The sequence below is a fragment of the Rhizobium sp. SVR5-2C genome (genome assembly GCF_056755115.1).
In genome coordinates, this window is sequence record NZ_JBNDHT010000001.1 from 16,496 (window position 1) to 38,504 (window position 22,009).

Annotated in this window: 23 protein-coding genes and 3 pseudogenes; 20 read left to right on the top strand and 6 right to left on the bottom strand. The window is 58.2% G+C overall.

What is annotated here, in order from left to right:
- The first annotated feature begins 190 nt into the window (after positions 1-190).
- The 6 genes from ACPYOI_RS00080 (at position 191) to ACPYOI_RS00105 (ending at position 6,126) form a co-directional block, all read left to right on the top strand.
- Positions 191-1,180: an MDR/zinc-dependent alcohol dehydrogenase-like family protein gene (locus ACPYOI_RS00080; protein ID WP_481419980.1), complete on the top strand. Its 990-nt coding sequence runs from the start codon at positions 191-193 to the stop codon at positions 1,178-1,180.
- Positions 1,177-2,202 carry a Gfo/Idh/MocA family protein gene (locus ACPYOI_RS00085; protein ID WP_481419979.1) on the top strand — a complete coding sequence of 342 codons (1,026 nt, stop codon included), beginning with the start codon at positions 1,177-1,179 and terminating at the stop codon, positions 2,200-2,202. The genes ACPYOI_RS00080 and ACPYOI_RS00085 overlap by 4 nt, the downstream gene beginning before the upstream one ends.
- A gap of 391 nt (positions 2,203-2,593) precedes the next feature.
- Positions 2,594-2,797, top strand: coding sequence for a cold-shock protein (locus ACPYOI_RS00090; protein WP_481419978.1), 204 nt, complete (start codon positions 2,594-2,596; stop codon positions 2,795-2,797).
- Positions 2,798-3,407: 610 nt separating this feature from the next.
- A complete protein-coding gene (locus ACPYOI_RS00095) occupies positions 3,408-3,941 on the top strand; it encodes a DUF4334 domain-containing protein (RefSeq protein WP_481419977.1) in 534 nt (177 codons plus the stop codon).
- A 679-nt stretch (positions 3,942-4,620) separates the two neighbouring features.
- On the top strand, positions 4,621-4,803 hold the full coding sequence (locus ACPYOI_RS00100) for a hypothetical protein (protein WP_481419976.1): 183 nt from the start codon (positions 4,621-4,623) through the stop codon (positions 4,801-4,803).
- 1,092 nt (positions 4,804-5,895) lie between these two features.
- Positions 5,896-6,126, top strand: coding sequence for an alcohol dehydrogenase catalytic domain-containing protein (locus ACPYOI_RS00105; RefSeq protein WP_481419975.1), 231 nt, complete (start codon positions 5,896-5,898; stop codon positions 6,124-6,126).
- Positions 6,127-6,174: 48 nt separating this feature from the next.
- On the opposite strand, the gene ACPYOI_RS00110 is transcribed toward ACPYOI_RS00105, so the two are convergent.
- Complete coding sequence (locus ACPYOI_RS00110; protein ID WP_168832342.1) at positions 6,175-6,609, bottom strand: low affinity iron permease family protein; 435 nt, start codon at positions 6,607-6,609, stop codon at positions 6,175-6,177.
- 272 nt (positions 6,610-6,881) lie between these two features.
- On the opposite strand from ACPYOI_RS00110, the gene ACPYOI_RS00115 reads away from it, so the two are divergent.
- The 3 genes from ACPYOI_RS00115 (at position 6,882) to ACPYOI_RS00125 (ending at position 7,977) form a co-directional block, all read left to right on the top strand.
- Entirely contained in the window at positions 6,882-7,229 is a 348-nt protein-coding gene (locus tag ACPYOI_RS00115; RefSeq protein WP_481422356.1) for a hypothetical protein, read from the top strand.
- Positions 7,230-7,286: 57 nt separating this feature from the next.
- Complete coding sequence (locus ACPYOI_RS00120; RefSeq protein WP_481419973.1) at positions 7,287-7,427, top strand: hypothetical protein; 141 nt, start codon at positions 7,287-7,289, stop codon at positions 7,425-7,427.
- A gap of 169 nt (positions 7,428-7,596) precedes the next feature.
- A complete protein-coding gene (locus ACPYOI_RS00125; RefSeq protein WP_481422358.1) occupies positions 7,597-7,977 on the top strand; it encodes a YsnF/AvaK domain-containing protein in 381 nt (126 codons plus the stop codon).
- Positions 7,978-8,391: 414 nt separating this feature from the next.
- Here the strand turns inward: ACPYOI_RS00125 and ACPYOI_RS00130 are convergent, their stop codons facing one another.
- Complete coding sequence (locus ACPYOI_RS00130) at positions 8,392-8,955, bottom strand: DUF1003 domain-containing protein (RefSeq protein WP_481422359.1); 564 nt, start codon at positions 8,953-8,955, stop codon at positions 8,392-8,394.
- Here ACPYOI_RS00130 and ACPYOI_RS00135 point away from each other — a divergent pair.
- The 8 genes and pseudogenes from ACPYOI_RS00135 (at position 8,897) to ACPYOI_RS00170 (ending at position 14,612) form a co-directional block, all read left to right on the top strand.
- Positions 8,897-9,070, top strand: a complete 174-nt coding sequence (locus tag ACPYOI_RS00135) for a hypothetical protein (protein ID WP_481422405.1) — start codon at positions 8,897-8,899, stop codon at positions 9,068-9,070. The genes ACPYOI_RS00130 and ACPYOI_RS00135 overlap by 59 nt on opposite strands.
- 258 nt (positions 9,071-9,328) lie before the next feature.
- On the top strand, positions 9,329-9,646 hold the full coding sequence (locus tag ACPYOI_RS00140) for a PepSY domain-containing protein (protein ID WP_168832339.1): 318 nt from the start codon (positions 9,329-9,331) through the stop codon (positions 9,644-9,646).
- 30 nt (positions 9,647-9,676) lie between these two features.
- Positions 9,677-10,270 (top strand): general stress protein, encoded by a 594-nt coding sequence (locus ACPYOI_RS00145; RefSeq protein ID WP_168832338.1) that lies wholly within the window; start codon positions 9,677-9,679, stop codon positions 10,268-10,270.
- Between the two features lie 42 nt (positions 10,271-10,312).
- Positions 10,313-10,665 (top strand): annotated as a pseudogene (locus tag ACPYOI_RS00150) (SOS response-associated peptidase); the annotation flags it as partial.
- Between the two features lie 72 nt (positions 10,666-10,737).
- Positions 10,738-11,124, top strand: a complete 387-nt coding sequence (locus ACPYOI_RS00155) for a hypothetical protein (RefSeq protein ID WP_481422361.1) — start codon at positions 10,738-10,740, stop codon at positions 11,122-11,124.
- Between the two features lie 90 nt (positions 11,125-11,214).
- Positions 11,215-11,469: a VOC family protein gene (locus ACPYOI_RS00160; RefSeq protein ID WP_481422362.1), complete on the top strand. Its 255-nt coding sequence runs from the start codon at positions 11,215-11,217 to the stop codon at positions 11,467-11,469.
- A 443-nt stretch (positions 11,470-11,912) separates the two neighbouring features.
- On the top strand, positions 11,913-12,218 hold the full coding sequence (locus ACPYOI_RS00165; RefSeq protein WP_481422363.1) for a hypothetical protein: 306 nt from the start codon (positions 11,913-11,915) through the stop codon (positions 12,216-12,218).
- Between the two features lie 1,998 nt (positions 12,219-14,216).
- Entirely contained in the window at positions 14,217-14,612 is a 396-nt protein-coding gene (locus ACPYOI_RS00170) for a hypothetical protein (RefSeq protein WP_168832334.1), read from the top strand.
- Positions 14,613-14,827: 215 nt separating this feature from the next.
- Here ACPYOI_RS00170 and ACPYOI_RS00175 read toward each other — a convergent pair.
- Positions 14,828-15,940: pseudogene (locus ACPYOI_RS00175) on the bottom strand (calcium:cation antiporter).
- Between the two features lie 126 nt (positions 15,941-16,066).
- Between ACPYOI_RS00175 and ACPYOI_RS00180 the strand changes: the two are divergent.
- A pseudogene (locus tag ACPYOI_RS00180) lies at positions 16,067-16,297 on the top strand (sodium/glutamate symporter); the annotation flags it as partial.
- Between the two features lie 513 nt (positions 16,298-16,810).
- Complete coding sequence (locus ACPYOI_RS00185) at positions 16,811-17,113, top strand: DUF982 domain-containing protein (RefSeq protein ID WP_481422364.1); 303 nt, start codon at positions 16,811-16,813, stop codon at positions 17,111-17,113.
- 505 nt (positions 17,114-17,618) lie between these two features.
- Here ACPYOI_RS00185 and ACPYOI_RS00190 read toward each other — a convergent pair.
- From ACPYOI_RS00190 to ACPYOI_RS00200, 3 genes are all read right to left on the bottom strand, one after another.
- Positions 17,619-18,896 carry a DUF892 family protein gene (locus tag ACPYOI_RS00190; protein WP_481415599.1) on the bottom strand — a complete coding sequence of 426 codons (1,278 nt, stop codon included), beginning with the start codon at positions 18,894-18,896 and terminating at the stop codon, positions 17,619-17,621.
- A 1,318-nt stretch (positions 18,897-20,214) separates the two neighbouring features.
- On the bottom strand, positions 20,215-20,661 hold the full coding sequence (locus tag ACPYOI_RS00195; protein WP_481422365.1) for a hypothetical protein: 447 nt from the start codon (positions 20,659-20,661) through the stop codon (positions 20,215-20,217).
- A 55-nt stretch (positions 20,662-20,716) separates the two neighbouring features.
- The gene (locus tag ACPYOI_RS00200; protein WP_481415597.1) at positions 20,717-21,070 is read right to left on the bottom strand and encodes a Crp/Fnr family transcriptional regulator; all 354 of its coding nucleotides are present in this window, start codon (positions 21,068-21,070) and stop codon (positions 20,717-20,719) included.
- Between the two features lie 266 nt (positions 21,071-21,336).
- On the opposite strand from ACPYOI_RS00200, the gene ACPYOI_RS00205 reads away from it, so the two are divergent.
- Positions 21,337-21,639, top strand: a complete 303-nt coding sequence (locus tag ACPYOI_RS00205; protein WP_481415596.1) for a hypothetical protein — start codon at positions 21,337-21,339, stop codon at positions 21,637-21,639.
- Positions 21,640-22,009 lie beyond the last annotated feature (370 nt).

Consider the following 22,009-nt stretch of genomic DNA (forward strand, 5'->3'; position numbering starts at 1 on the left):
GGCCGTTTGCCGGCAAGACAAGCACGGGACGTATCGTCCCGCCTTGGCCGCAACAGGTTGCGACGCCGGTTTCTGCCAAACTGAGGGATTATCTTATTGCCCAGCGGGTCAGGATACAAAGCGGTGTACAATTGAGTGCCGGTTGAATTGCCGCAAAGCCGCAATAGGTGTTGCTCGAGGAGGATTGTCCATGAACATCGTGACATCGGCGCAACCCTCGCGGATGAAGGCTGCGGTGGTTACTGCTGCCGGCCAGATGAGAGTGGACACCCTGCCGCTTCCCGAACCGGCGTCTGGTCAGGTGCGCATAGCGCTCGAAGGCTGCGGTGTCTGCGCTTCGAACCTCACACCATGGGCCGGACCCGAATGGATGACGTTTCCGACAGAACCCGGCGGCCTGGGACACGAAGGTTGGGGCATCATCGACGCGGTCGGGGCGGATGTCGAAGATCTTTTCGTCGGGGATCGTGTCGCCGCGCTCAGCTATCACGGCTATGCGACCCACGACCTCGCCGATAAAAATGCCGTGGTGCGGCTGCCGGACCAACTGGCTGGTCAGCCCTTTCCGGGGGAACCGCTTGGCTGCGCGATGAACATCTTTAAACGCAGCCTCATCGGAGCCGGCCAGACCGTCGCGATCGTCGGGATCGGCTTCCTGGGTGCACTGCTGACGCAGCTCGCAGTCTTGGCCGGGGCGCGCGTGATCGCCATGTCCCGCCGGCAATTCTCGCTGGACCTGGCAAAGCGCATGGGTGCGTCAGAAACTATCCCCATCGATGATCATTGGCGAATCATCGAGGAGGTCAAGGCGCTTACCGGCGGCCGCTTCTGCGACTGCGTTATCGAGGCCGTCGGCAAGCAATGGCCGCTCGATCTCGCCGGCGAACTCACGAAAGAACGCGGAAGGCTCATTGTTGCCGGCTATCATCAGGACGGCCCGCGGCAGATCAACATGCAGCTTTGGAACTGGCGGGGACTTGACGTCATCAATGCTCATGAGCGCGACCCGGCCGTTTACGTGCAAGGGATCCGCGATGCCGTTAAAGCGGTTCAGGAGGGGCTGTTTGACCCCTCAGTTCTTTATACGCACCACTTTCCGCTGGAGCGGCTGGGCGAGGCGCTCGATATGACGCGCGACCGGCCCCATGGATTTCTCAAGGCATTGGTGATGTACGCGTGAATAAGATTTCAAAGGCCGAAAGGCTTCGCGGCGATACCCGCCCGACGCGTCTGGGATTTCTGGGCGTCGGCTGGATCGGCCGTCTCCGCATGAAGTCGCTTCTGGAAACTGGCCTGGTCGATGCCGTCGCAATTTGCGACCCATCGGCGGAGATGGCGGAGGAAGCACGCAAGCTGGCTAAATCGGCCGAGGTCGTTCCTTCTTGCAACGCTTTGCTGCAGCATGGCCTCGACGGAATGGTCATTGCAACCCCAAGTGCCTTGCATGCAGAGCAAGCGATCGAAGCCCTCAGTCGCGGCATCGCGGTCTTTTGCCAGAAGCCGCTCGGCCGCTCGAAAGACGAAGTGGCGGCAGTCATTGCAGCTGCACGAGCGGCCGACCGGTTGCTGGACGTCGATTTATCTTATCGCCACACAGCCGGCATGCGCCGCATTCGCGACATCATCCGGGCCGGAGAGCTGGGCAGCGTCTTCGCCGCCGACTTGGTATTTCACAATGCCTACGGACCGGACAAGGGATGGTTCTACGACAGGTCGCTCTCTGGCGGCGGTTGCCTGATGGATCTTGGGGTCCACCTGGCCGATCTTGGGCTTTGGACCTTGGATTTTCCAAGCGTCACGAAAGTCGAAGGCAGGTTGTTCCGCCAAGGACTGCCACTTCGCAAGGATGAAACGGAGGTCGAGGATTTTGCGGTCGGGACGATTGAACTTGCGATGGGTGCCGTTCTTCGATTGGCCTGCTCCTGGCGTTTGCATGCAGGATGCGATGCCGTCATAAGCGCGAGCTTCCATGGTACCGAGGGTGGCGCGGCCCTACGGAACGTCAACGGTTCCTTTTATGATTTCGTCGCCGAGCGCTACCATGGCACGAGGTCGGAAACTCTGTGTAATCCGCCTGACGATTGGGGGGGCAGAGCGGCGGTAAATTGGGCGCGGCAGCTGGCACAAGGGCACGGATTTGATCCTGCCTGCGAGAAACTCTTTGATGTGGCTGCCATTCTCGATGCAATTTTCGGCCGATAAGCCGCAGGTGTCGCGGCTCGAATCTTGCTTCATGATCGTTCCATCGAAGCCCACACGTTCTATTGGACAAAGTCCCACCCAAGGGAGCTAAGGGCGCTACGTGCCGACGATCTCAGGGAGGGAACAGAAAATGGGCAATGGCGACGATCGGCCCTCCGGGCACTCCGAGATCGGAAACATGCAGATCGCCTGCCGCCTCATCAACTCAGGAAGCTGGCCAGGAAAACGGTCGGTTTCCCGAGCTTCTCGACCGCGTCGTCAAGGTCAGGTACGCCGAGCGCACTTAGATCTGCGAGCTGCTCACAGGGAAGGGAACGCGAAATCACGTTGCGGAGGAAACGATCGATGTCTATGAATCGCACTCCATCTCGCACGCACCAGGAGAAGTTCAGTGGCCAACGGAACCGTCAAATTTTTCAACCAGGATAAGGGCTTCGGCTTCATCACGCCCGACGACGGCGGCCAGGATGTCTTCGTCCACGTAAGCGCCGTCCAAGGCTCCACTCTCCTGCGCGACGGACAGAAGGTCTCCTACGACCTCGGACAAGACCGGAAAACCGGGAAGTCGAAGGCCGAGAACGTCCGGGCAATCTAGCGGCATAGGCCGTGGCCCCAGGGATTGCGCGGGGTTTGCCTGGGCTTGATGCGGCGCGCAATGCAGCTCGCCTTCGGATCTTCAGAAAAGCCGAGGGCGCTCGACCCGGACACGGGGAGCGCCCCGTTTACCCGGACGGCCGCAGGCACGCGAAATCGTTTCGCGGCAGCGCAGGCTGTCGTGAGTTTGGGTGGTAGCGTTTAGATGAGGTTTCCGACGTCGATTGAGCTGGACGTGCTGCAGGTGATGCGGAAGCGAGCCTCGCCAGGCTGCGACGCGTATTCTTCTGCGGGCCTTCCCATTGTGGTGACTGGTCAGTCGTTCCGAGAGCGCCGTCTTTCGGTTTGTTCATGCCATGGCGAGTCCTCCCTCTGTAGGGAGAACCTTCGTCGAGGTTGCGAGTGCACGGCCCTGGGACGACGCTGCCGAAACGTCGGAACCATTCCGAGCGATCGACATTCCCTTCGCCGAGAGCGACCGTGTCAACCGGACATGACAGGGATAGTGAACGCGGCGATTTTTTCGGTTTCTCGCTGCGGCCAACGACACGGCAGACGAGCGCCCAACCTGTCCGGCACCGCACTCGACCCTTCGATGCTTCGGAGAGACGATGCCCGACGACCTGCAGTCGAAGAAGATCGCCTGGTTACGGTCGCTGCCGCCGGTCCTGCCCGCCGACATGATCGGCCTCTGGCGGGGCGTCGGCATTCCTTCCGGGCATCCACTGGACGGCGTCCTCGAGAACCTTCAATGGTTCGGGAAGCGATTCCACCCGGATCTGCGCGCAGACGCCTTGCTCTTCCAATGGCGGCCGGGACGTCTCGTGCCGATCGAGCCGGCGTTCGTTCCGGTCAGGACTGAGATCCGCCTCGCCCCCTTCGGGCGCACCTTGGTCGCCCGGAACTGGTTCTCATATCTGCAGAAGGTCTTCCGCGCACGGGGAACGACGGCGTCCGTCAAGCTCCGCATGATCGACGGCAAGGAGACGGCCGCGATGGTCTACGACCGCCAGCCGATCGTCGACTATTTCCGAAGGATCGACGACAACGCGTTTGCCGGCATGATGGTCGTCGAAGGCGACGAGCGGCGATACTTCTTCAGCCTTCGAAAGGTCGACCCTCCTCGCAGAGACGGCGACGCTTGAAGAAGGAAAAGCCGTTCTAGAGACGCCGGACGGCCGCTACATCGTGGTGAGCTTGCTAAACTCGCGTTCTAGTCGAGATCGGCTTTCGTCTGTCATTTTACGGCGAGTGTCGGTGCTGCACCGATCTACTACCTCGCACGGTGGCGGATGCACCTCGCCGCCACGCGGCTCCGCCGCGGCCGTGAGCCGATATCCTCTATAGCCGTTTCCCTGGATATGTTTCCGATCGCGCGTTCAGCGCCACCTTTCGCCGGATTATGGGCGTTTCTCCGACGCAGTATCGAGCAGAGCACGCCCGATTGTTCACGACGCCGCCAGGAGATGCTCTCCAGCGGGAAGGACTTGCTCAAGAGTGGCAGCCTGGGCACGGGAACGACTGGTGCGGAGATTTTTGAAACCGCGAGAGACGTCCGCTTCCCAGGCCCCGCCGGAGCTTTCAGTCGACCCTTAGCGCGAGCCCGGCTGGGCGATTGGCCGCTGATGGGGATCGCCACGCTCGTGGCGCTGGCCGTCGTTATCGAGAGCTTGGCAAAGCTGTTCGGCGTCTCCTAAAAGCGCATGTAAGCTGCCGCGGAAGTAATGCAAAACTTTGGTCCGATGTAACGGCGGACCAAAGCCCCAAGGCGGAACGCTTGATGGAAATACTCGTTGGGATGCCAAGAAACAATGGAATCCCGCCATGGCCGATAAAAATCCCACATCTTCCGTTTTCACCTTCTGGAACGCGTCGGTCCTTGCCTTGGTGATCGTACTCGCTTCCATGCTCTACGTCTTCGGAATAGCGATGTCCGGTGGCACGACGGACTTGACTGCAAGCGTTCATGGCGCAGACGTCAGGGATACGCGGGACGTCCCAGACTGACGCTCTCTGGTGAAGTGCCGCCGCCCGCTAAACCTTGATATTCAGCCACCGAGTTGCAGGGCGCGCCGTCCCGGCCATCCGCCGCGTGAGGTTTGGCTATGCTAAGGGACTGGGGTAGCTAGTGTTGAGGGGAGTGATACTTACCGCTCCCTTCCCTCATCAAATGGAAACCGCTTCGCCCAGAACTCCTTTAACGACTATCGCTACCAGATGATCGTCCCGACTCCTTCGGACCGAAGGCAAAGCGTGGAACCGTTTCCTCATCTCCTTCGTTGATCGTCCAACTGCAACGTGAGGAAAGAGCAATGAAAAGCTTCTGATTGTCATTACGGGCAGCCACGGTTATGCCGGAGGCGACCCGTCTAGATAAATCGGATCGTTGGATTGGGGGTGAAACATGAGAAAGCTTTTAATCGCAGCCGTCGTCGCGCTTACTGCATTGACCGGAACCGCAGCGCCAACGCTCGCTGAGACCGTTTTCCGGGTTGGACCAGGCGGGGCTTATGTCGGTCCCGGCTTCCACGGCTACTCGCGGTACCACCCTCGTTATTATCGCGACCGTGACCGGGCGCAGAAGGCATCCTGCCACCTAAAGAGAGAGCGATATTATAGCGAACGCCAGGATAGATGGGTCACGAGGTCGACCCGCGTTTGCTACCGGTAGAACTGCCCGCCCTTTGCAGCGCGGTTGAAGGATCCGCCGCTGCGACGAATAGAATTGCGCATCGCCCTGTGACGAGAAGGGCGATGCGCTTTTCGGATGCCGATCACCGCGAGCGCGCCGATGCCTTCCTCTTCCCACGCGTCTCTTGGGTCCCCGGTCCGGCGTCCGAAGCAGCTTCCGGTCAGTCGTTTGGCGATTCCTCGGCAGTCACAAAGGTCGTCTTCCTCGCCCCGGCGAGGCCTCCTTTGTCGTCGGCGGCGAGTTGATCATCGACGGCGGCATGAGCAAAATCTTTAAGGTCGAGGCGTCGATCGCGACAAGAAGTGAGCCATCCGAATGAACCCACGAAGGATAGCAACATCATGAGATCTCTGATGCGGTGATGACGGCATATATCCCTTGCACGAGTTCGGCCCATCCGCTCGGACGTGCTCAAGAAACCCTTGCCGGGCCAAAACGAGATTCTCATCAAAGTCTTCGCGGCTGGTGCCCTTGGGACGGCCGGCTCCGATCGGACAAGAGTGCATTGCCGCAGCCCCTGCCCTCACCTAGGATCGGATCTTTCCGGCGTGGTCGACGCCACCGGGCCTAACGTCGCCAGCGTTAGACCGGGCGAGACGTCTATGGCGTCACCAATCCGCGTTTCATTTCGCTTTTGAAGGTTCGACCCGCAGACCTATCAATTCGATTCCAGCGACATTGGTATATTATGGAATTAAGGGCTCGGACTGAGATTCCCACTCCCTCTTCTCCGCCTTGTCGTCGGCAACGTCCTCGACACAGTCGGCCTTTTCGGCAAGCCTTTTGCTCACCTCGCGGAGCTGCTGCTCGTCGAGCTTTTCGATGCCGACGAAGGTGTTCTGCGCCTGCGACGTCAGGATGAGTTCGTCGAGCTTGGCCTGTAGAGCCTTGCCGTCGCGGTTTTGCGAGTTCTGCAGGACGAAGACCATCAGGAAGGTGATGATCGTGGTGCCGGTATTGATGACCAGCTGCCACGTCTCGGAGAAGCCGAAGAACGGCCCGGAGATCGCCCACATCAGAACGAGTGCCGCCGCAATTACAAACGTGCCGGGCTTGCCGGACAGATCGGCTATGGCAGTGGCGAATCTGGAAAAGAATTTGGACCCGGTGTTTTCGTTCATGATTTCCTCACGTTACTCGAAGCGTTGATAACGCGATCTAGCGAACTCGGTTCCGTTCATCGTTTGCGACCAGCCCGCCGCGGCCGGAGGGAGAGGCGTGATTGGGCCAGAACGGAAGGGGCTTCGGCTGGGCTACGGTTCATCATGCCGCCGGGGCTCTGCGCATGCTTGGAAGCCAAGCCGCGAGGCTCTGTTCAATTTAGCCTCCGTCGTCGACGAGGACCTGCGCGTCGCAGCCACGCGGAACCTCTATTTCCCGCTAAAGCGAGACAATGAGTCCTGCGCTGCTGGAACATTCGATGCGCGGAGTGGTTGGGCGCGGCATGTCATATCTCATAGAAATTCTTCTCCCGAGGACGGGAGAAAGCAGTCGCGCCAACTTTGACGTCATTCGGTCGGAACTCACGGAGAATTTCGGAGGAGCGACCATGCACGTCAACGCACCTGCCGAAGGCTTATGGGAGGATGACGGTTCTATTGAGGAGGATCGTATCGTCGTCGTTGAAGTGATGATTGACGAGCTCGACCGCGCGTGGTGGACGTCCTACCGCAAAGATTTGGAGGTTCGCCTTCATCAGGAGGAGATTGTCATCCGGGCAACGAGGATCGAACGTCTCTAATATTCCTCGGAACATTATCGAATCGCGATGGTTTGCTGACCGGAAGGTGAAGCATCCATGCACGATGAAGAGCAAACGATACCTCTTGCCGAGGAACGGCTTTCTGTTGCCAACCGCGAGGTTCCTGACGGCGAAGTTCGCGTTCGCGGCAGGACGATCGTCGCGAACGAAGCCGTCAAGCGTCAACCTTCTCTCTGAAGAAGTCGAAGTCGAGCGCGTACCGTTCGAGACGGTGGTGGATGCAGCTCCTCAGATTCGGACGGAGGCGACGTGACTATCGTGCCCGTCCTCGAAGAGCGCCTGGTCATCGAGAAGAGGCTGGTGCTGGTCGAGGAGATCCGGATTAGGAAAAAGGGAACTTTCGATAGTGAACGCGTCGTGGCCAGTCAACAGCGGCTCCGTTCGGGTCCGCGCCTATACGGTCGAGCATCCCGTCCGCGAGGACGTGAGCCTTCGGGATGAGAATGTCGAGAGTGAACGCCGCGGCGTCGATCGCCCTTTGACGGACGCCGACCGCGCGTTCCAGGATCGTACGATCTCGGCCGAAGAGCATCACGAGGAAACCGTCGTCTCGAAGGAGGCCGGCGTTGTGAAGGAGGTTGGCATCCGCAAGACGGCTTCCGATCGCACCGAGACGATCGACGACAGCGTTCGGAAGAAGGAAGTCGAAGACACGCGAGGCGATCGTCAGACACGGTCTCAGAATGACATCTCGCAAAGCCAATCACACAAGGCCCCCCGGGATTAGCAGTGAAGACGCCAATCCTACCTCGTCGGGACGGCGGCCCTACGCCGTCTCGCGCCTTGGGTTGTGTAAAGGGAGGTGGACTCGTCCCAGTTCGTTGCAAAGCTGGAGATCAGCCCGCCTTGACGGTTGACTGGCCGGCCGGGTCACGCCGACTTCTTCCAAGAGAGCGCGAAGCTGACTTGCGGGTTCACGGTAGAAGGTGCTCTTATCGCCCTGCGCTAGCTTCTTCGCGACATACGCCATGGAAGGTCAATTCGTTGCTTAGCGGGTTACGTCGTCTGGCAAAATGCGCCGGGTCCCTCCAATCTCATCGTCCCCGGTTGCGGCGACGCCATCGGCTTGAGCAAAGTACGATAGGGTTTGAAGTAGAGTAGCGCGGCGCCGGAACAACGCTCGGGCAGAAACAGATCGTCGTCAGATAGACCGGGATCGCGCGTCTCTAGCTTTCGACGGGCTCGCCGAGATCTTCTCCATGGTGTCCAGCACCTGCTCCGGCGTCACGTCCTCCTGAAGTTCCGCAATCTCCTCCTTCTGGTCCAGATCGACGTCGAGCTTTTCGGCGATGGCGGAAACGATCGTAAGGATCTGGGTTGCCTCGTGCTCCGCAAGCAGCGAGATCTGCAGATTCAAGTCGGCGCGCTTGTCGTCTGTCTCCGCCATCCGATTCTGGCTGATCATGACAAAGGTCGAGATGAAAATCGCCTCGACGGATGCTACCATCGCGAGGATCACGAGGGATGGGTCGAATGCTGGCAGGACCGGCAGCAGCCCGACGTTGACTAAAATCCAGGCGCCGAAGACGATCGCGTGGATGTAGACGAAAGTCATCGACCCTGCGAAGCGGGTGATCTCAGCTGCGGCGCGCTCCTGAAGAGAAGCATGTCTCGCCTCCTCCTGCCGCCGCCTTAGGAGGGCCTCGATGTTCCGATCCAGGCGCCTGGAGACGCTGACGGAACGGGTGGAAGACGATGTTGGCATAGGTGGCTCCTTCCTGATGGCCTCCAACGTCTTCGACGCGGCGTTCGCGCGCCATCCCTCAGAAGTTGGAGATGCTAGAGGTGATGTGCTTGAACGCTGCGATCTGGGCGCTTAGCGCCGTGCCGTCCAGGCGTGCGACGCAGGAATCGTATGCTGCGATCGCCTGCTCGAGAGGATGAGGTCCTCCACCAGACCCTTTGCGGTCAGACTCCTTGCCTACCACGTTACCATTGTATCTCCCCTCCATTGTTTAGCGGGAAGCAAACCCGCAGTCCCGCCTCTTGTTCCGTTGTTTCGCCGTGGAACAAATAGCGATCCACACGGTTTCACGTCACGGATCGCCAGTGCGATCCTGCAAGAGAGGAAACCACCCATGAAGATGATAATTTTGGCTGCCGCCCTACTCGGCGCGTCAGCTCTGGCTACCCATGCGCAAACCGCGAAGCCTCCGACGTTGGAGGGCAACACGCCGGCAGTCGCGACGCCCGACAGCACAAATCCTACCGCTCCATTAGAAGGCGCCAACAGTTTTACCGAAAGCCAGGCCAAGGAACGGATCGAAAAGGCCGGCTACTCCGACGTCACGGGCCTAAAACTCGATGACAAAGGCATCTGGCAAGCGATGGCGATGAAAGACGGTAAATCCGTCTCGGTCGGTCTCGACTACCAGGGTAACGTCGTCGCGCAGTAGCGATCATTCACCAGAAGATAGGAGAACAGCATGCGAACTGTAACAGGACTCTTCGACGATTATGAAGATGCGCGCGCGGCGGTTGACGCGCTTGAGGCCGCCGGTGTCCCTTCGGATGACATCAGCATCATCTCCAACAATGTCTCGGGCGACCGCTCCAATGCCGCCGAAGGCGCCGGGACCGGCGCTGGCGTGGGTGCTGTCGTTGGAGGCGCTGGTGGATTACTGACCGGTCTCGGTCTTATGGCAATTCCCGGCGTGGGACCGGTCGTCGCGGCCGGTTGGTTGGTCGCGACTGCAGCAGGTGCAGCAGCGGGCGCTGTCGCGGGCGGCGCGGCAGGGGGCATCATTGGCGCTCTGACCTCGTCTGGAGTATCCGAAGAAGACGCCCATCTTTATGCCGAGGGCGTGCGTCGCGGTGGGACATTGGTCACCGCCAGGGTGAACGATGATTTCGCCTTGAAAGCCGATGCGATCTTGAAACAATCGAACTATGTCGACCCCGTTGAACGTCGCCGCGCCTACGGCGAGGAAGGCTGGACGCGCTTCGACCCGACGCTCGACCCGTACAGCGCTGCAGACGTTGATCGTGAGCGCGACCGTTGGCGCCAGCCACTGCCGTAAGCTGGCATAGCAGAGGGCTGATGATCAGCCCTCTGCTTGTAAACAGGCAAGAACAAGCACTCCTATCCCGTCGCTATGACGCGTCGCGAGCGCCGTTCGCGCTCGCTGGCGTCGGCGGATGCTTTGAAATTGGGCCGGCACCGAAATCCGCACCTTCGCGATTGTCACCTGCCCTGCAAATGAGTGGCTTCGATCCACGACCGCATGCCGGTTATTCTGCATCCAGAAGACTACCAGCGCTGGCTTTCGCCAGAGCGGATCCGGATGACCTGATGAAGCCATTCCCAACCGAGGTGATGACGATGTGGCCGATCGACAAGGTCGGATCTCCGAAGAACGACACACCCAACATCATTGAAGAGATCGACCACGATCCCGAACCGACACTGATCTGAAACTACCGACAGGCGCCACGGCCGCGTTTCACCAATTTTGGGCAATTGACCTCGCAAGGGAAAGGATGACGCATGCGCCAGTTAGTGGGAATGGATCGGACGCCCGGCTCTATTAACATCTGCCCCGATCACTTGGATATCGAGGTTGAATGCAAAGCCTGCGGGAAAACATGGGAGGGAGGTTTCAACATGAAGCTCTACCGATCTTATGCGGCAGGCGTTGATCGACGACTTGGAGAAGAGGCTGAGATGCGCCTCCCATGGAAAGAAGGCGGGCAAGCTGGTATTCGGCTATTACGTGAATGGGGAATAGATGAGCATAGAGGGTCGCATGCCGGCGCCGGGCGCGAACATCATCGAGGGTCATCCGTGGGACATGAGGACGCCGACAGCATCCGCCGCACGAAATGGGGCTGCTACGGCTTCGAGGAACGCAAGGCAATAATGCTCTTTGCCTGAAGCATCCGCCGCTGAACCATCGCGTGCTCGAAGCCGGTAGGCGCCAATCGACGAATAGGTGCGCTGCTGCTATCTCTGAAGCTGGCTGAAATGACGCCGCTTGCCTTGCATCATGTAGCGATCATCACACACGATCTAGGAAAGTCACTGCCTTTCTATCGAGGTGTATTCGGCCTCACGGAAATTCCGCGGCCAAATTTTCCAGTAGGCGGCGCCCTGTGGTGCCTGCAGGTACACCTTATGCTCTATCCCGAAGGTTCGTTCCGAAGAACTCCGCGATTGGCCGCAACGATTGTCACTTCGCGTTCCGCACCAATGACTTCCAACGCACAATCAGGCGATTGACAGCGCTCGGCTTCGGGAAGCGCCGCTAGACGATCCAAAGTGTTTTTTCTGGTTTTCCGCTCTGGCACAGCAGGCTACCCACAGCGTTATCTTCGTGACCCTGACTTAAATGTCGTGGACATCAACGGAGCTGCGGAGCTCAGCGCGGCTAAGTAATGAGCGATGACAATAGTTTCACCGGAGAGCCGCGGGAGCCGGATGGGGAATTTGGCTGCTGATCCGTCTGGGCTCGGAGCGATTGACGGCGTCATCGGCAGCCTGTCGGCTCTTTGGTCTTCTCGGCTGATGATCAGTGCGGCATATTAGTAGAATGGAACATTGCGGAACCCGGGTCGTTTGAACTGATGGACCGCGGCAGTTCGTCTGTTCAACGACCAGCGATAGCGCCTTTCATCCTGGTACCGCGCGGTCACCTCACACGCATCTTTGCGGAGGATTGCGTCATGAATGATCGCTCTTTCTGCAAGCCGTCGACTCCGCCGTATGGCAGGAGGATAAAGGCGCCGGCCGCCGCGGATCCCGCTTTCCTCTCGGCCTCTGCTGTCAGCCTGTCCACATCAGCGCTCTTTGCTTCATTGATCATGCATCTTGAGCAGAAGGGCGTTTTGTCCGCGCAGGACCAGCGCGAAATCTACGAGTTAGCAGCGGACTTGCTGCACAGTCACCCGGCCGAAGACGGTGGCATTACCGAGCTGGCATGCGAGGTGATCGAACAGCAGCTTCGGCGGGAATGGGGCCTCAGCCTTTGAAGTTGTCACACCGGTACGCTACCGCACCGGAATCGGAGCGCCCTCCAATGTTAGAATGTTGCTACAGGCAAACTTGGCTCGTTCCGGCGAGGCTTCTTTTTGCCCGCACGTTAGCGGGCCGGAACGCTTCGCCGAACCACACCCGTTATCAAGATCGCCGCGCGGCAGTCTTCCTGTCTCGTCCGCCAATGATCTCGCAGCCCCCATCCTGGTGCCGCGCGGTCAGCGTTCCCGAACAGCTTCGGGAGTGATCAATGATTGATCCTGATCGATATTCCGGCAGACCGCCAAGGCGGACTTTGGGTGTGTGGATACTGATAGCGTTGGCCGTCGCTCTGGCCTTTCTGCTCGCTTGGCTGTTCGGCTGGTTGGGCCCTCCGGTGTCGCATCCGACATTACACTAGCTTCTGGTGGTCCTCGAACAACAGCTGTCGGCCCGCTGAACTTCCTGTTCCGTACGCCATCAGACGCACGATTGCTGCTGGTAATAGTCAGGCGTATTCTTAGTCGTCGGTCTAGATATGCAACCGGGTATTGACCGCTTGACAGACAATCTGCTCTTGCCCCAAAGGAAGGAGCTGTCATGTCTCTTTTCGATCTGCTTTCCTACACTGACGAAGAAATAGAGCTCGTAACATCGGCGCTCAGTTGCTGGCTGAAGACAAACCACGTCGATCCCTCCTCTGAACGCGGCCGGGTCGCTCTGTCTAAGGCCATCCTGCTCGTTAGGTCGGGTGTCGCATCACCGGATGACATCCTGGCGGGACTTCACAGGGTGGGAGAACGGCCCTCCGCCAGTGCCTTTCCAGCGGCGACCATGGCCAAGCGTTTGGTCTTCAAGACAGCAGAAAGGCCACCTCGCCGCGCCGATGACGACCGTGGCACCACCGAACCGGCGCGAAATCGGAGAGCAGCTTCGGCCGAATTAAGTACGCTACCGAACCGAAACATTGCGCGTGCTTCTTCGTGAATTCGGATCGGCGGTGCGGTCCCTTAATCCTGAGGAAGCTGCCCTGCTTCGGCGGGACTTTTTCGGACGTACGGTAACCGCATTGCTGCAAGCGACGAGCAGGTCGGATCCATACTGAGCCAGCATAGGTGCCCATGCTGCGAGCAGGGCGGGATCCTTATACTGATTTCGCCTTTTCGAACTGCGCCACTCATCGCTTGCGCCGGTACCATCCGAATGCCACGGCTCGGTTGCATGCATATTAGACTGCGGGTCGACCGAGCCAATTGGCGAATGCCTGCCCATGATGGCGATTTCAGTTCGAGCAATTATCGTAGCGGCGCACGTTGCCATTTGCGGCACATAACCCACGGCATTCGAGAATTGGACCGGATGTATTGCGCAACGGCAGCCGCAGCGTTTCGGCCATCCGCCAGGACTATGTAGATAAAATTGAGCTCGTTCGAGCTCAAACCCCGCATTGTCTCCATGAAACCGTGCAGATCTTGGTAGACGATAGAAAGAGTATCTGGCGCACGGCGAATCGTGAGCCAGAGACCCGTCCACCGCGTAGCGTACAGGAGAGTCGGCCTACCGGTGATTTCAGCAACCTGATGCAGATACTTCCTATAGACACGGTCTATTCCCGCCCCACCCGGTAGAGCCAGTTCCGCCGCCGGTCTCATCCATGCCCTTCTGTATTTCGTTGCCGGTATCACCCAACTCGGCATCTACAGCATCCGGTCGTAGACGCGGAATGAACCGCACCCAGATCAGGCGATACGGCGCTCGTCGAAGCGTGACCTCCCTCGACCATATGCGCACGCTGCGTATTCCACCTCCAGCTGTCCGTGACCTTCTCGCGCTTGACCGCTCCCGATCCGATCACCTGCGCTGCCGTGTCTGAGGCAGACGAAGGTGGCGGTGCTAGGTCCTGCCGACTGCAAAGCCCCTCGAGCATGATGATGAAGTGGGAAAACCGCTCGTGATGGGAAATAAGCTGGCTATTTCACGCCACCCTATGCAATGTGAACCGTAAGGAGGATGCCATGCATCTCACCACCCGTGCCGTGCTTCTTTTGCTCACGGCCTTACCGCCCGACCATTGCTTTGCCCGGGATCCGGCTCAAGAGATTTGGCTCTCCACAGAAGACAACATCACCCTCATATCTGGACACGTGGACGGTCGGGAAACTCGCTCCTACCGTTTAAGGATCCCTGCCGCCCAGGTTATCACTTTTGCGGTAACTGCTGATAACACCGCATGTGGTTCAGAGATAAAGAAGACCAGCCAGCGAGGCATTCTGACCGTCATAGATCGTTTCCCGGCATCATTTTCCGATGGTGCTAAGTTCGGAGATCATTACATCATATCCTTCTTCCAGAGCCGCCTCGCGTGGCTTGATGGCGCAATTTGTAAGTTTTCGTTTTCCGTCAGCTCTTGAAAACAGGCAAGATCATTTCCAAGATCTTGCGCAAGCTTCAATCTAAGCTCGGCAGTGCACACTACAGCGTCAGTATTTCCACGATAAGGTGCCTCCACCGATGTACTATCTGGCGCGATAGCGAATGCGCACCCTCGGTGCCGCACGGCTGCGCCATGGCCGCGAACCAATATTCTCCATAGCCGCTTCGCTGGGCTACGTTTCCTATAGCGCCTTCAGGGAACAGCCGACATGAGCAGGAAGACTACGAATATCACCAGATGGATATGTCCTTGTAGCACCGTAGTGCGCCCGTACCGAGCGTTAAGGTTCCGACGAACAAGGTCAGCGCAAGCAGCGTCACATTGGCTGTCGTGATGCCAAGTGCAAGATGGTGGCCGAGGAGCAGCGAGACGACCGCCACTGCCGGAATGGTGAGCCCGATGCAGGCGATGGCAGAGCCAAGCGCCAGGTTGATGCTGTTCTGCAATTGATTCTTGAGCGCCGATTTCGCGGCCGCGATTCCCTCGGGCAACAGAACAACGGCGGCGACTACAACGCCGACGAAGGCATAGGGCAATCCGGCGGCCGCGACAGCTTGCTCCAGTGTCGGCGAGAGAAGTTTCGCCAGCAACACGACAGCGATGAGCGAAACGAGTAACAACACCAGGCTCACCATCGCGACGCTATCTGTCGGCTTCTCGAACTCGATCTCGGTGGCATCGGACGACGGATCGTCAACCAGTGGCAGATCGAGAAAATAGTCGCGATGCTTAATAGTTTGCACGAAGATGAAGGCGGTCCACAGGCAAAACGATGCGGCACCGATGACGATGAGCTGTGTGTTCGAGTAGGAGGGACCTGCGATAAAGGTGTAATTTGGCAAAATCAGCGCAAGCACTGCCAGAGTGCCCAGCACTGCCAACGCCGACGAGGCTCCCTTCAATTGAAACGTCTGCTGGAAATGCCGCCGTCCGCCCAAGACCAGACAGAGGCCGACAATTCCATTGAGCACGATCATCAATGCCGCGAACACGGTATCGCGAGCGACCACGTCACCACCCTCAACATCCGAGAGCATGATCGACACGATCAGAGCCACCATCAATGATGGTGACCGCGACGGCAAGCAAGATTGAGCCGAATGGCTCGCCGAGTTTGACCGCCAATAGTTCGGCATGATGGACGGCCGCAAAAACCGTTCCAAAGAGCAGCACTGCGGCGAGCGCGAGGAACGCGACTGCGTCAGGCTGAACGACGCCGACGAGCTTCGCTACCAGTAGGCCAGCACCGAACGCGGGTATAGCCCAACTCCAGGGAGGGTTAGAAACATGATGCTGATTGGCCACGGGCGGTTCTCCGGTTCGCGTGGACTTTGGAAACGGCAGAATTCGATCGTCGGATTGTCTTGCTCAAGCCTTTGGGGACAGCCGTGCCCGTAGCGACTGCCACCCTGTTCTCAAGTCTCATCGTGGTTCCTTCTCTTGGTCGTGTTCCCGGCCATGGGGCGCAACTACAATGCGGCGGTCATTTCCGCCGGCTTTTGCGGGATTTCGCTAGGAGCTACCCCCACGGCAATAGCCAACATGACGGCGGTCACTAAAATCCACGGAGCAGCGACCATCGCGTTCATCATCCTGCCGCTCGTCTCCGCATTCTTCATCGATCTGGCAAACGCAGCAGTGCTTGGGTTGCTTGTTCGGTGATTGATCCTGCGCCCTCTGTGCCGTGAATGTGAGGAGATTGCAATAGCCGGAGCAATCTCCGTGTCTGCACTCTCGGTGGCCTGTTGTATCGCCTCATCCTTCGCAAGGATGATTCGGCAGCGTCCAAGAAACTTCCCTTCGCTCGTCCATGGAATGCCTGGTCACAGAACAAGGCGGACAGGACAACGTGGGGGCAGAACATCGGTTACCAGCACCTCTCGCACAGCAACGGCAGAGGAGGAAATCCGCACTTGAAGCCGAACGTCACGAAGAACTCCGTGAGTCTGGGAAACGTGGCTGCTGCTAATGATGATAGTCGTGTTTGGAGCAATCGCCCGGCGTCGTCGCTAGGAAGCGTGCGGTACTATACCAGACCGGAACATTCGCAACCTGTAACTGTTTGAGGTTTGGGATCGCGGCAGTTTGTTGCTCCGCCCGTTTCTTGCCGATTCCGAAAGGGCCGCGATCTCATGGATCTTCGTGCATTGGTATATCGCGAAAGGAGGAGTGATCATGTTTATCAATGACGTCCCTTGGCGAGTTTCAGTCGCAGTCCACCTGCAATGCGGACTTGAACGCACATTTCATAGCGCCTTCGACGCCCTGGATTTTCTCGAAAATGAATGGCCTTTGCGTCATGGCGAGCGATATGATCGAGCAATCGACAAATGCCGTGGAGCGATCAGCCGGGCAGTTCCCGCAGAAGTGGCGCGCGAAGCCTTTATTGCGGCTTGCCTTGAGGCGGGGATGCCTGCTGTCGGGAGGGGCGTCGCCTCACGCACCGAAGCGCCGCCGAAAAGCGCGACCAGGGCTTAATCCGCCGTCGTGAGCAGCCAACGAGCGCAGTGACACCCTGAAGCTTGCGCGCGAACCGATCGAATAGCAGCTTCGATCGGATTAAGTCTGGATAGAACGGGTCAAAGTTCTTTCTCCCACGCGTCTGAACCGGAACCTAGCTGAATCTTGATCATTTGGGTCTTTTGGATCACGTGGGTACCTTACCGCCCGCATCAGCGTCTCTGCGCCGTTCCGACCCCGGGTAAGCCCGCGGCCCCGATAACCTCTCCCCAGGATCCTGGTCGCTTATCTGCCTTGCCGGCTCGGCGCCGTGGACTGTAGTGCTCTGTTATCACGAGGACGGCCCGAGATCCTCCAGCATTAAGGGGCTTATCAGTGTTAAACTCTTCTGTCCTGATGAGCGCGGTGGTCGGTTACCTGCAAGAGGCACGTGTGGCCGTGGCCAGATGCCACGGTCGGTTTTCGTAGGGTTTTCGTCCCGGAGAATCCGCCGATGCGCTTGAAACGATGGAAGCCACCTCTTTTATTTATCCAAGATGACGTTGCGAGGCATTCTTGCCGCCGACATTAAAGGCTGAGCAACCTGGTCCAGCAACTGTCCTGCATTCTGCTCCTCGCCCAGCGACAGGGTCAATAACCGGGCTATCACCGGCTGCTCAAGCTGCAGTGCCAAATTGCGAGCATTGGTGTAGGCGGCGATTTCGTAGTGCTCAACCCGCAATGCTGCTCCGATCAAGGCCAGATCTGCGGCAGCGTCCTCCTTTTTCTTGCCTTCCGCAATCACTTCCTCGCCTTCCTCTATCAAGCCCGCCATACCCTTGCAGGGCTTGGCGTGAGCTGCTGAACCAAGAATGCGGAGACTTTCGTTTAGGCGTTCCACCTGCTCTTCTGTCTCGTTGAAATGGTGCTGCAACAGCGTTTGGAGTTGCCTCGAGTGAGCAGCTTTCTGCATCTTCGGCAACGCCTTTAATAGCTGCTTTTCGGCATGCAGCAGGTCGCGGAGCTCGTCAACAAGCAGACCTTGAACCGCCTCTAGTCCTTCCGAAGGGGCACTCTGGGCGCGGATGGCTGGTCCTGTGTTCTCCGCTCCCCTGAGATCTTTAAAGGCCGGCGCCTCTACAAACTCCCAAGATTCTCCTTCATTCCATGGACCACGTGAATCGACTTCACCGAGATCACCTTGACCCGTGGAATCATTGAAGAATTGATCAACCAAGCCTGGGGTCGGCGCAATACTGCCAATGCTCAGAGATGGCTTGCCCATGCTTTCCAGAGCCAGTGAAAAGGCACGCATGTGCGTGATTTCTCGGGTCATCAGGAACTGCAGCGCATCCTTGGTGCCGGGATCACGGCAAAAATTGATCAAGCGCTCGTAAACGATCTTGGCGCGCGCTTCAGCAGCAATATTGCTTCTTAGATCCACATCCAATTCACCCGTAATCTTGAGGTAATCTGCCGTCCACGGATTTCCCATGGAATTGAACAGATTTACGCCGCCGCCGCCGGCAATGGCGATCAGCGGGTCCGCTTCCGCCTCCTCTCTGACCGACTTCAACGGTCTCAGGTGCATCCTTGCTAAGGTGCCCACAATCTCAAGGTGACTGAGCTCTTCTGTCCCGATATCCATCAGGAGGTCCTTGCGTCCAGGGTCCTCGCAGTTCAGGCCCTGAATCGAGTATTGCATGGCCGCCGCGAGTTCGCCGTTGGCGCCACCGAATTGCTCAAGCAACATGTTGCCGAACTTAGGATCAGGCTCGTCAACCCGAACGGTGTACATGAGCTTCTTCACGTGGTGATACATTGGACGTCCTCCCTGATCAGACGTCACCTAACCGGCTTGCCGGAGGAATGTTCCACCGTTTTTTCCCCATGCTTTCGGCCGATTACTCATCCGATCCATTCGCCGTTGTCGCTACCGGCCGCTGAGCGGCAGTCCCTATAGGAGCTGAACTTGACTGGTCGCGTAAGAAATTTGAGTACCGAGCTGGGTTTCGGAATTCGATGCTATCACCCGGCGGCCTGAACGGCATTTCCTCAACGTCGGCTCATCTTCCTTTAGGGCAAACGGTGATCGTATGGAGGCCGAGATCAATGAATTGCTGAAGCTTAGTGCCGGAGAGAAAGGGGAAGCTTTGATCGCCGCATTGGCAGCTACATGCGGACATATGGATACGCCAAGCCGCATGCACATGGTCAATAGCCATAAAGGAAGGCGGCGCCTTGCGCGCGCTGCTGCTCCTCCCAGTAATCCACTATAGCCACCGAAGCGCCACGGTTAATGCGCTCTCCCCCAACTCCGAAAGCGCCTGACCCGCTGCCTTTACTTGACCAACGTCGCTTCGAGCAGCGTTGCTACGTCATTAGCTGCCAGATTTCCTGATGCCCGCTGGCGCTGCGGCAGCCGTGACTACTTGTTGGGTCCAATGGCTGTGGGGCTTCGTTGGCCGAGTCCTGTCATTATGGCCGCCGCAAGTAAGAATGCGCACGCCCTGCGATTCGATGCAACGCCAAGCGCTAACCGTCGAGCTTGATCTCGTAGATCCGATCGGGGGCCTTTGGGCATCCTCCGCTTGAGAAGCGCAAGGCATGGCTCGGCGCGCTCCGGCATTGGATCGAATGGTTGGGTTGTTGAAGGATCGGGACGCTTGCGAGACGGGATTGAACCGGGGCGTCGGCATAGCTGAGATAGGCTTGGATTTCGGCGTTTCGCCGTACTCCAATCCACAGAGATTGCTTGAGGAGGCCACATTGACGTCTGGGATATCGTACCGCGAAAGGGTTGCGGTGTGGAAACGAAATGCTATCCGTTATCCTTGCGACGGGCATCCGTTGAAGGCGGCCCGAATACATAGCTCCACCGCTCACGCTTTCGTTGCAGAAGATTTCGCAACTCCCTGATCGTAACCTTCCACCTTCACTTGCCCCTGAGACCAAAACCTCGGCGGCAATAAACGGGTGCCTGCGGACCAATCTGCCGGCTGCCTTGAGACAGGCAGCGATCATGATACGCTCGATAGGTGTCTGGCCATAACGGCTAACGATGCTCTCGTACCAAGGGCCTTCTTTATGGACCAGTAATGGCTGGAGTCGTTCGGCCGGCGCTGCGGCTATCGAAGGTACTAGTGAACCACGCCGGCTTGGAGAGGGCGGTCCTTCGCGTCCTTGCGCTTGTTCTGTTTTGGCCGCATCTTCTTTGGCAAAGCATCACGCGCGCTGTCTTTGACAGCTGACACCGCCGCCTCAGTCGCACGAGAAATGGCCTCGCCGGCGATCCCAATCGCGCGTGCGCCTTTGCGGGTTCCCGTCGTCGCCGCATCTGCGATTTCGTCGCGGTCGCCAATGAGCACCGCGGCCGCAGCGGCGGCCCCAGCAGTAACGGCGTTCGCAAGAACGTTGCGACCAATGTCGCTCGCAAGTAAAGCCTTGATCATCGGCGACTTACGAACAGATCTCGGAATTTTGTAGCCGCCGGATTTTGTTTTTGGCCATAATTGTTCTCCTCTGCCCCTGAGAACTGTTATCCGAGAAGATCGTTCCCAAGGCCAGCTGTGAACTGAATATGACATTCGATAGCCAAGATATCACCATTCATTTTGCGAGCCGTTCAATATCTGCAGGTTTCTAGCGCATGGTCCCAATGAGCCGGGTGAACTCGCGTTCGGGAACACCATAGGCATCGCCGGCGAATGCCTCCAAAGCCTGACGGTTGCGTATGGTCACCTGACCCCTCTCGGCTACAATAAAGCGATGGCCCTCAAGAATATGGAGGGCTGTCGTCACGCTTGGACGTCTCACATTGAGCAGTCCAGCCAAGAAATCGTTCGTAACGGATAGCCGATCACCGGCGCTACGGTCGTGAACCATCAAAAGCGATCGAGCCAGCCGTTCGTCGACGCGGTGAGTGGCGTTTGCAAGGGCGGTGTAGGCCGTTTGCACGAACAGCGTTTGCGCGTAACGGCTCAGGAGCTTTCGCATCGGCCGGTTTTCTGATTTTCTCCAGGCGACAAGCTTAAAGTATTGCGGCGGGTGCCTTCTTTAAAACCCATTCGGGGCGTACCCTTTTTGTTGACAGCATTTGACGCGGGCGCTGCGCAAAAAGGTTCAGACCCTTCGCCCCCAGCAAAGGAGGACGTCGTGTCTTCCATATTCAATCATCCTCGCTTTTATCACGACACGGCAGCCAGAATGTTGGTCGTTTTCAGCGTCATCTTCATCCTGTTCCTGATTGTGGAGGGCTGGCTATGGTGACTTTTCGTTCACCTAGTGAAGCGAATGCTCCACGGGAACAACGCTCGGCGCTGCAGCGTGTTCTCAAGCGGGCAAACTATGCTACGTCCGACATGCAAGCCGCCGAAGGCGCTGATTATCAGGAGGAAGTCGTGATTATTCGACGCATCGAAGCGGGTACCATTTCTTCGGAGAAGTATCCCCCCTCGATCTGGCGCCGGCAAAACGCAGACTCGGAAGCGCTGGCGTCATGGGAGAACGAAGGCGGTGCACCAGCGCGACCCGGAGGCCCGCTCGAAGCCAAGGGACTGAAGTGATTTGACGTAGCGACGTTATCCGCAGGGACAGTCGTCTCAAACGCTGCGGGCCGGGACCAGCCAACGATCAGGTCCAGTCTATAACAGATGAAGAGAACTCCGCGACGCAAACAGCTTGCGGCTGCGCGCCGAGCGCGAAGAGCCGGCCGCTTTTCATTCAAGGACTGCATGTGTCGCAACGGCAGACGTCGAGCGCTCCGGCAATCTGAACGACTTCGAATGGAGAGTGTTTGATGCCGGCAAGTGCTTTCGTTCCGATCATCCCCTCCTTACCGACAACACCGGTTTCAATCTCTAACCGGCCGGGCATGCATGACGATCGAGCACACGACCAATCCCGGGAAATAGACGTAGTCAATTAGGCAGTTGG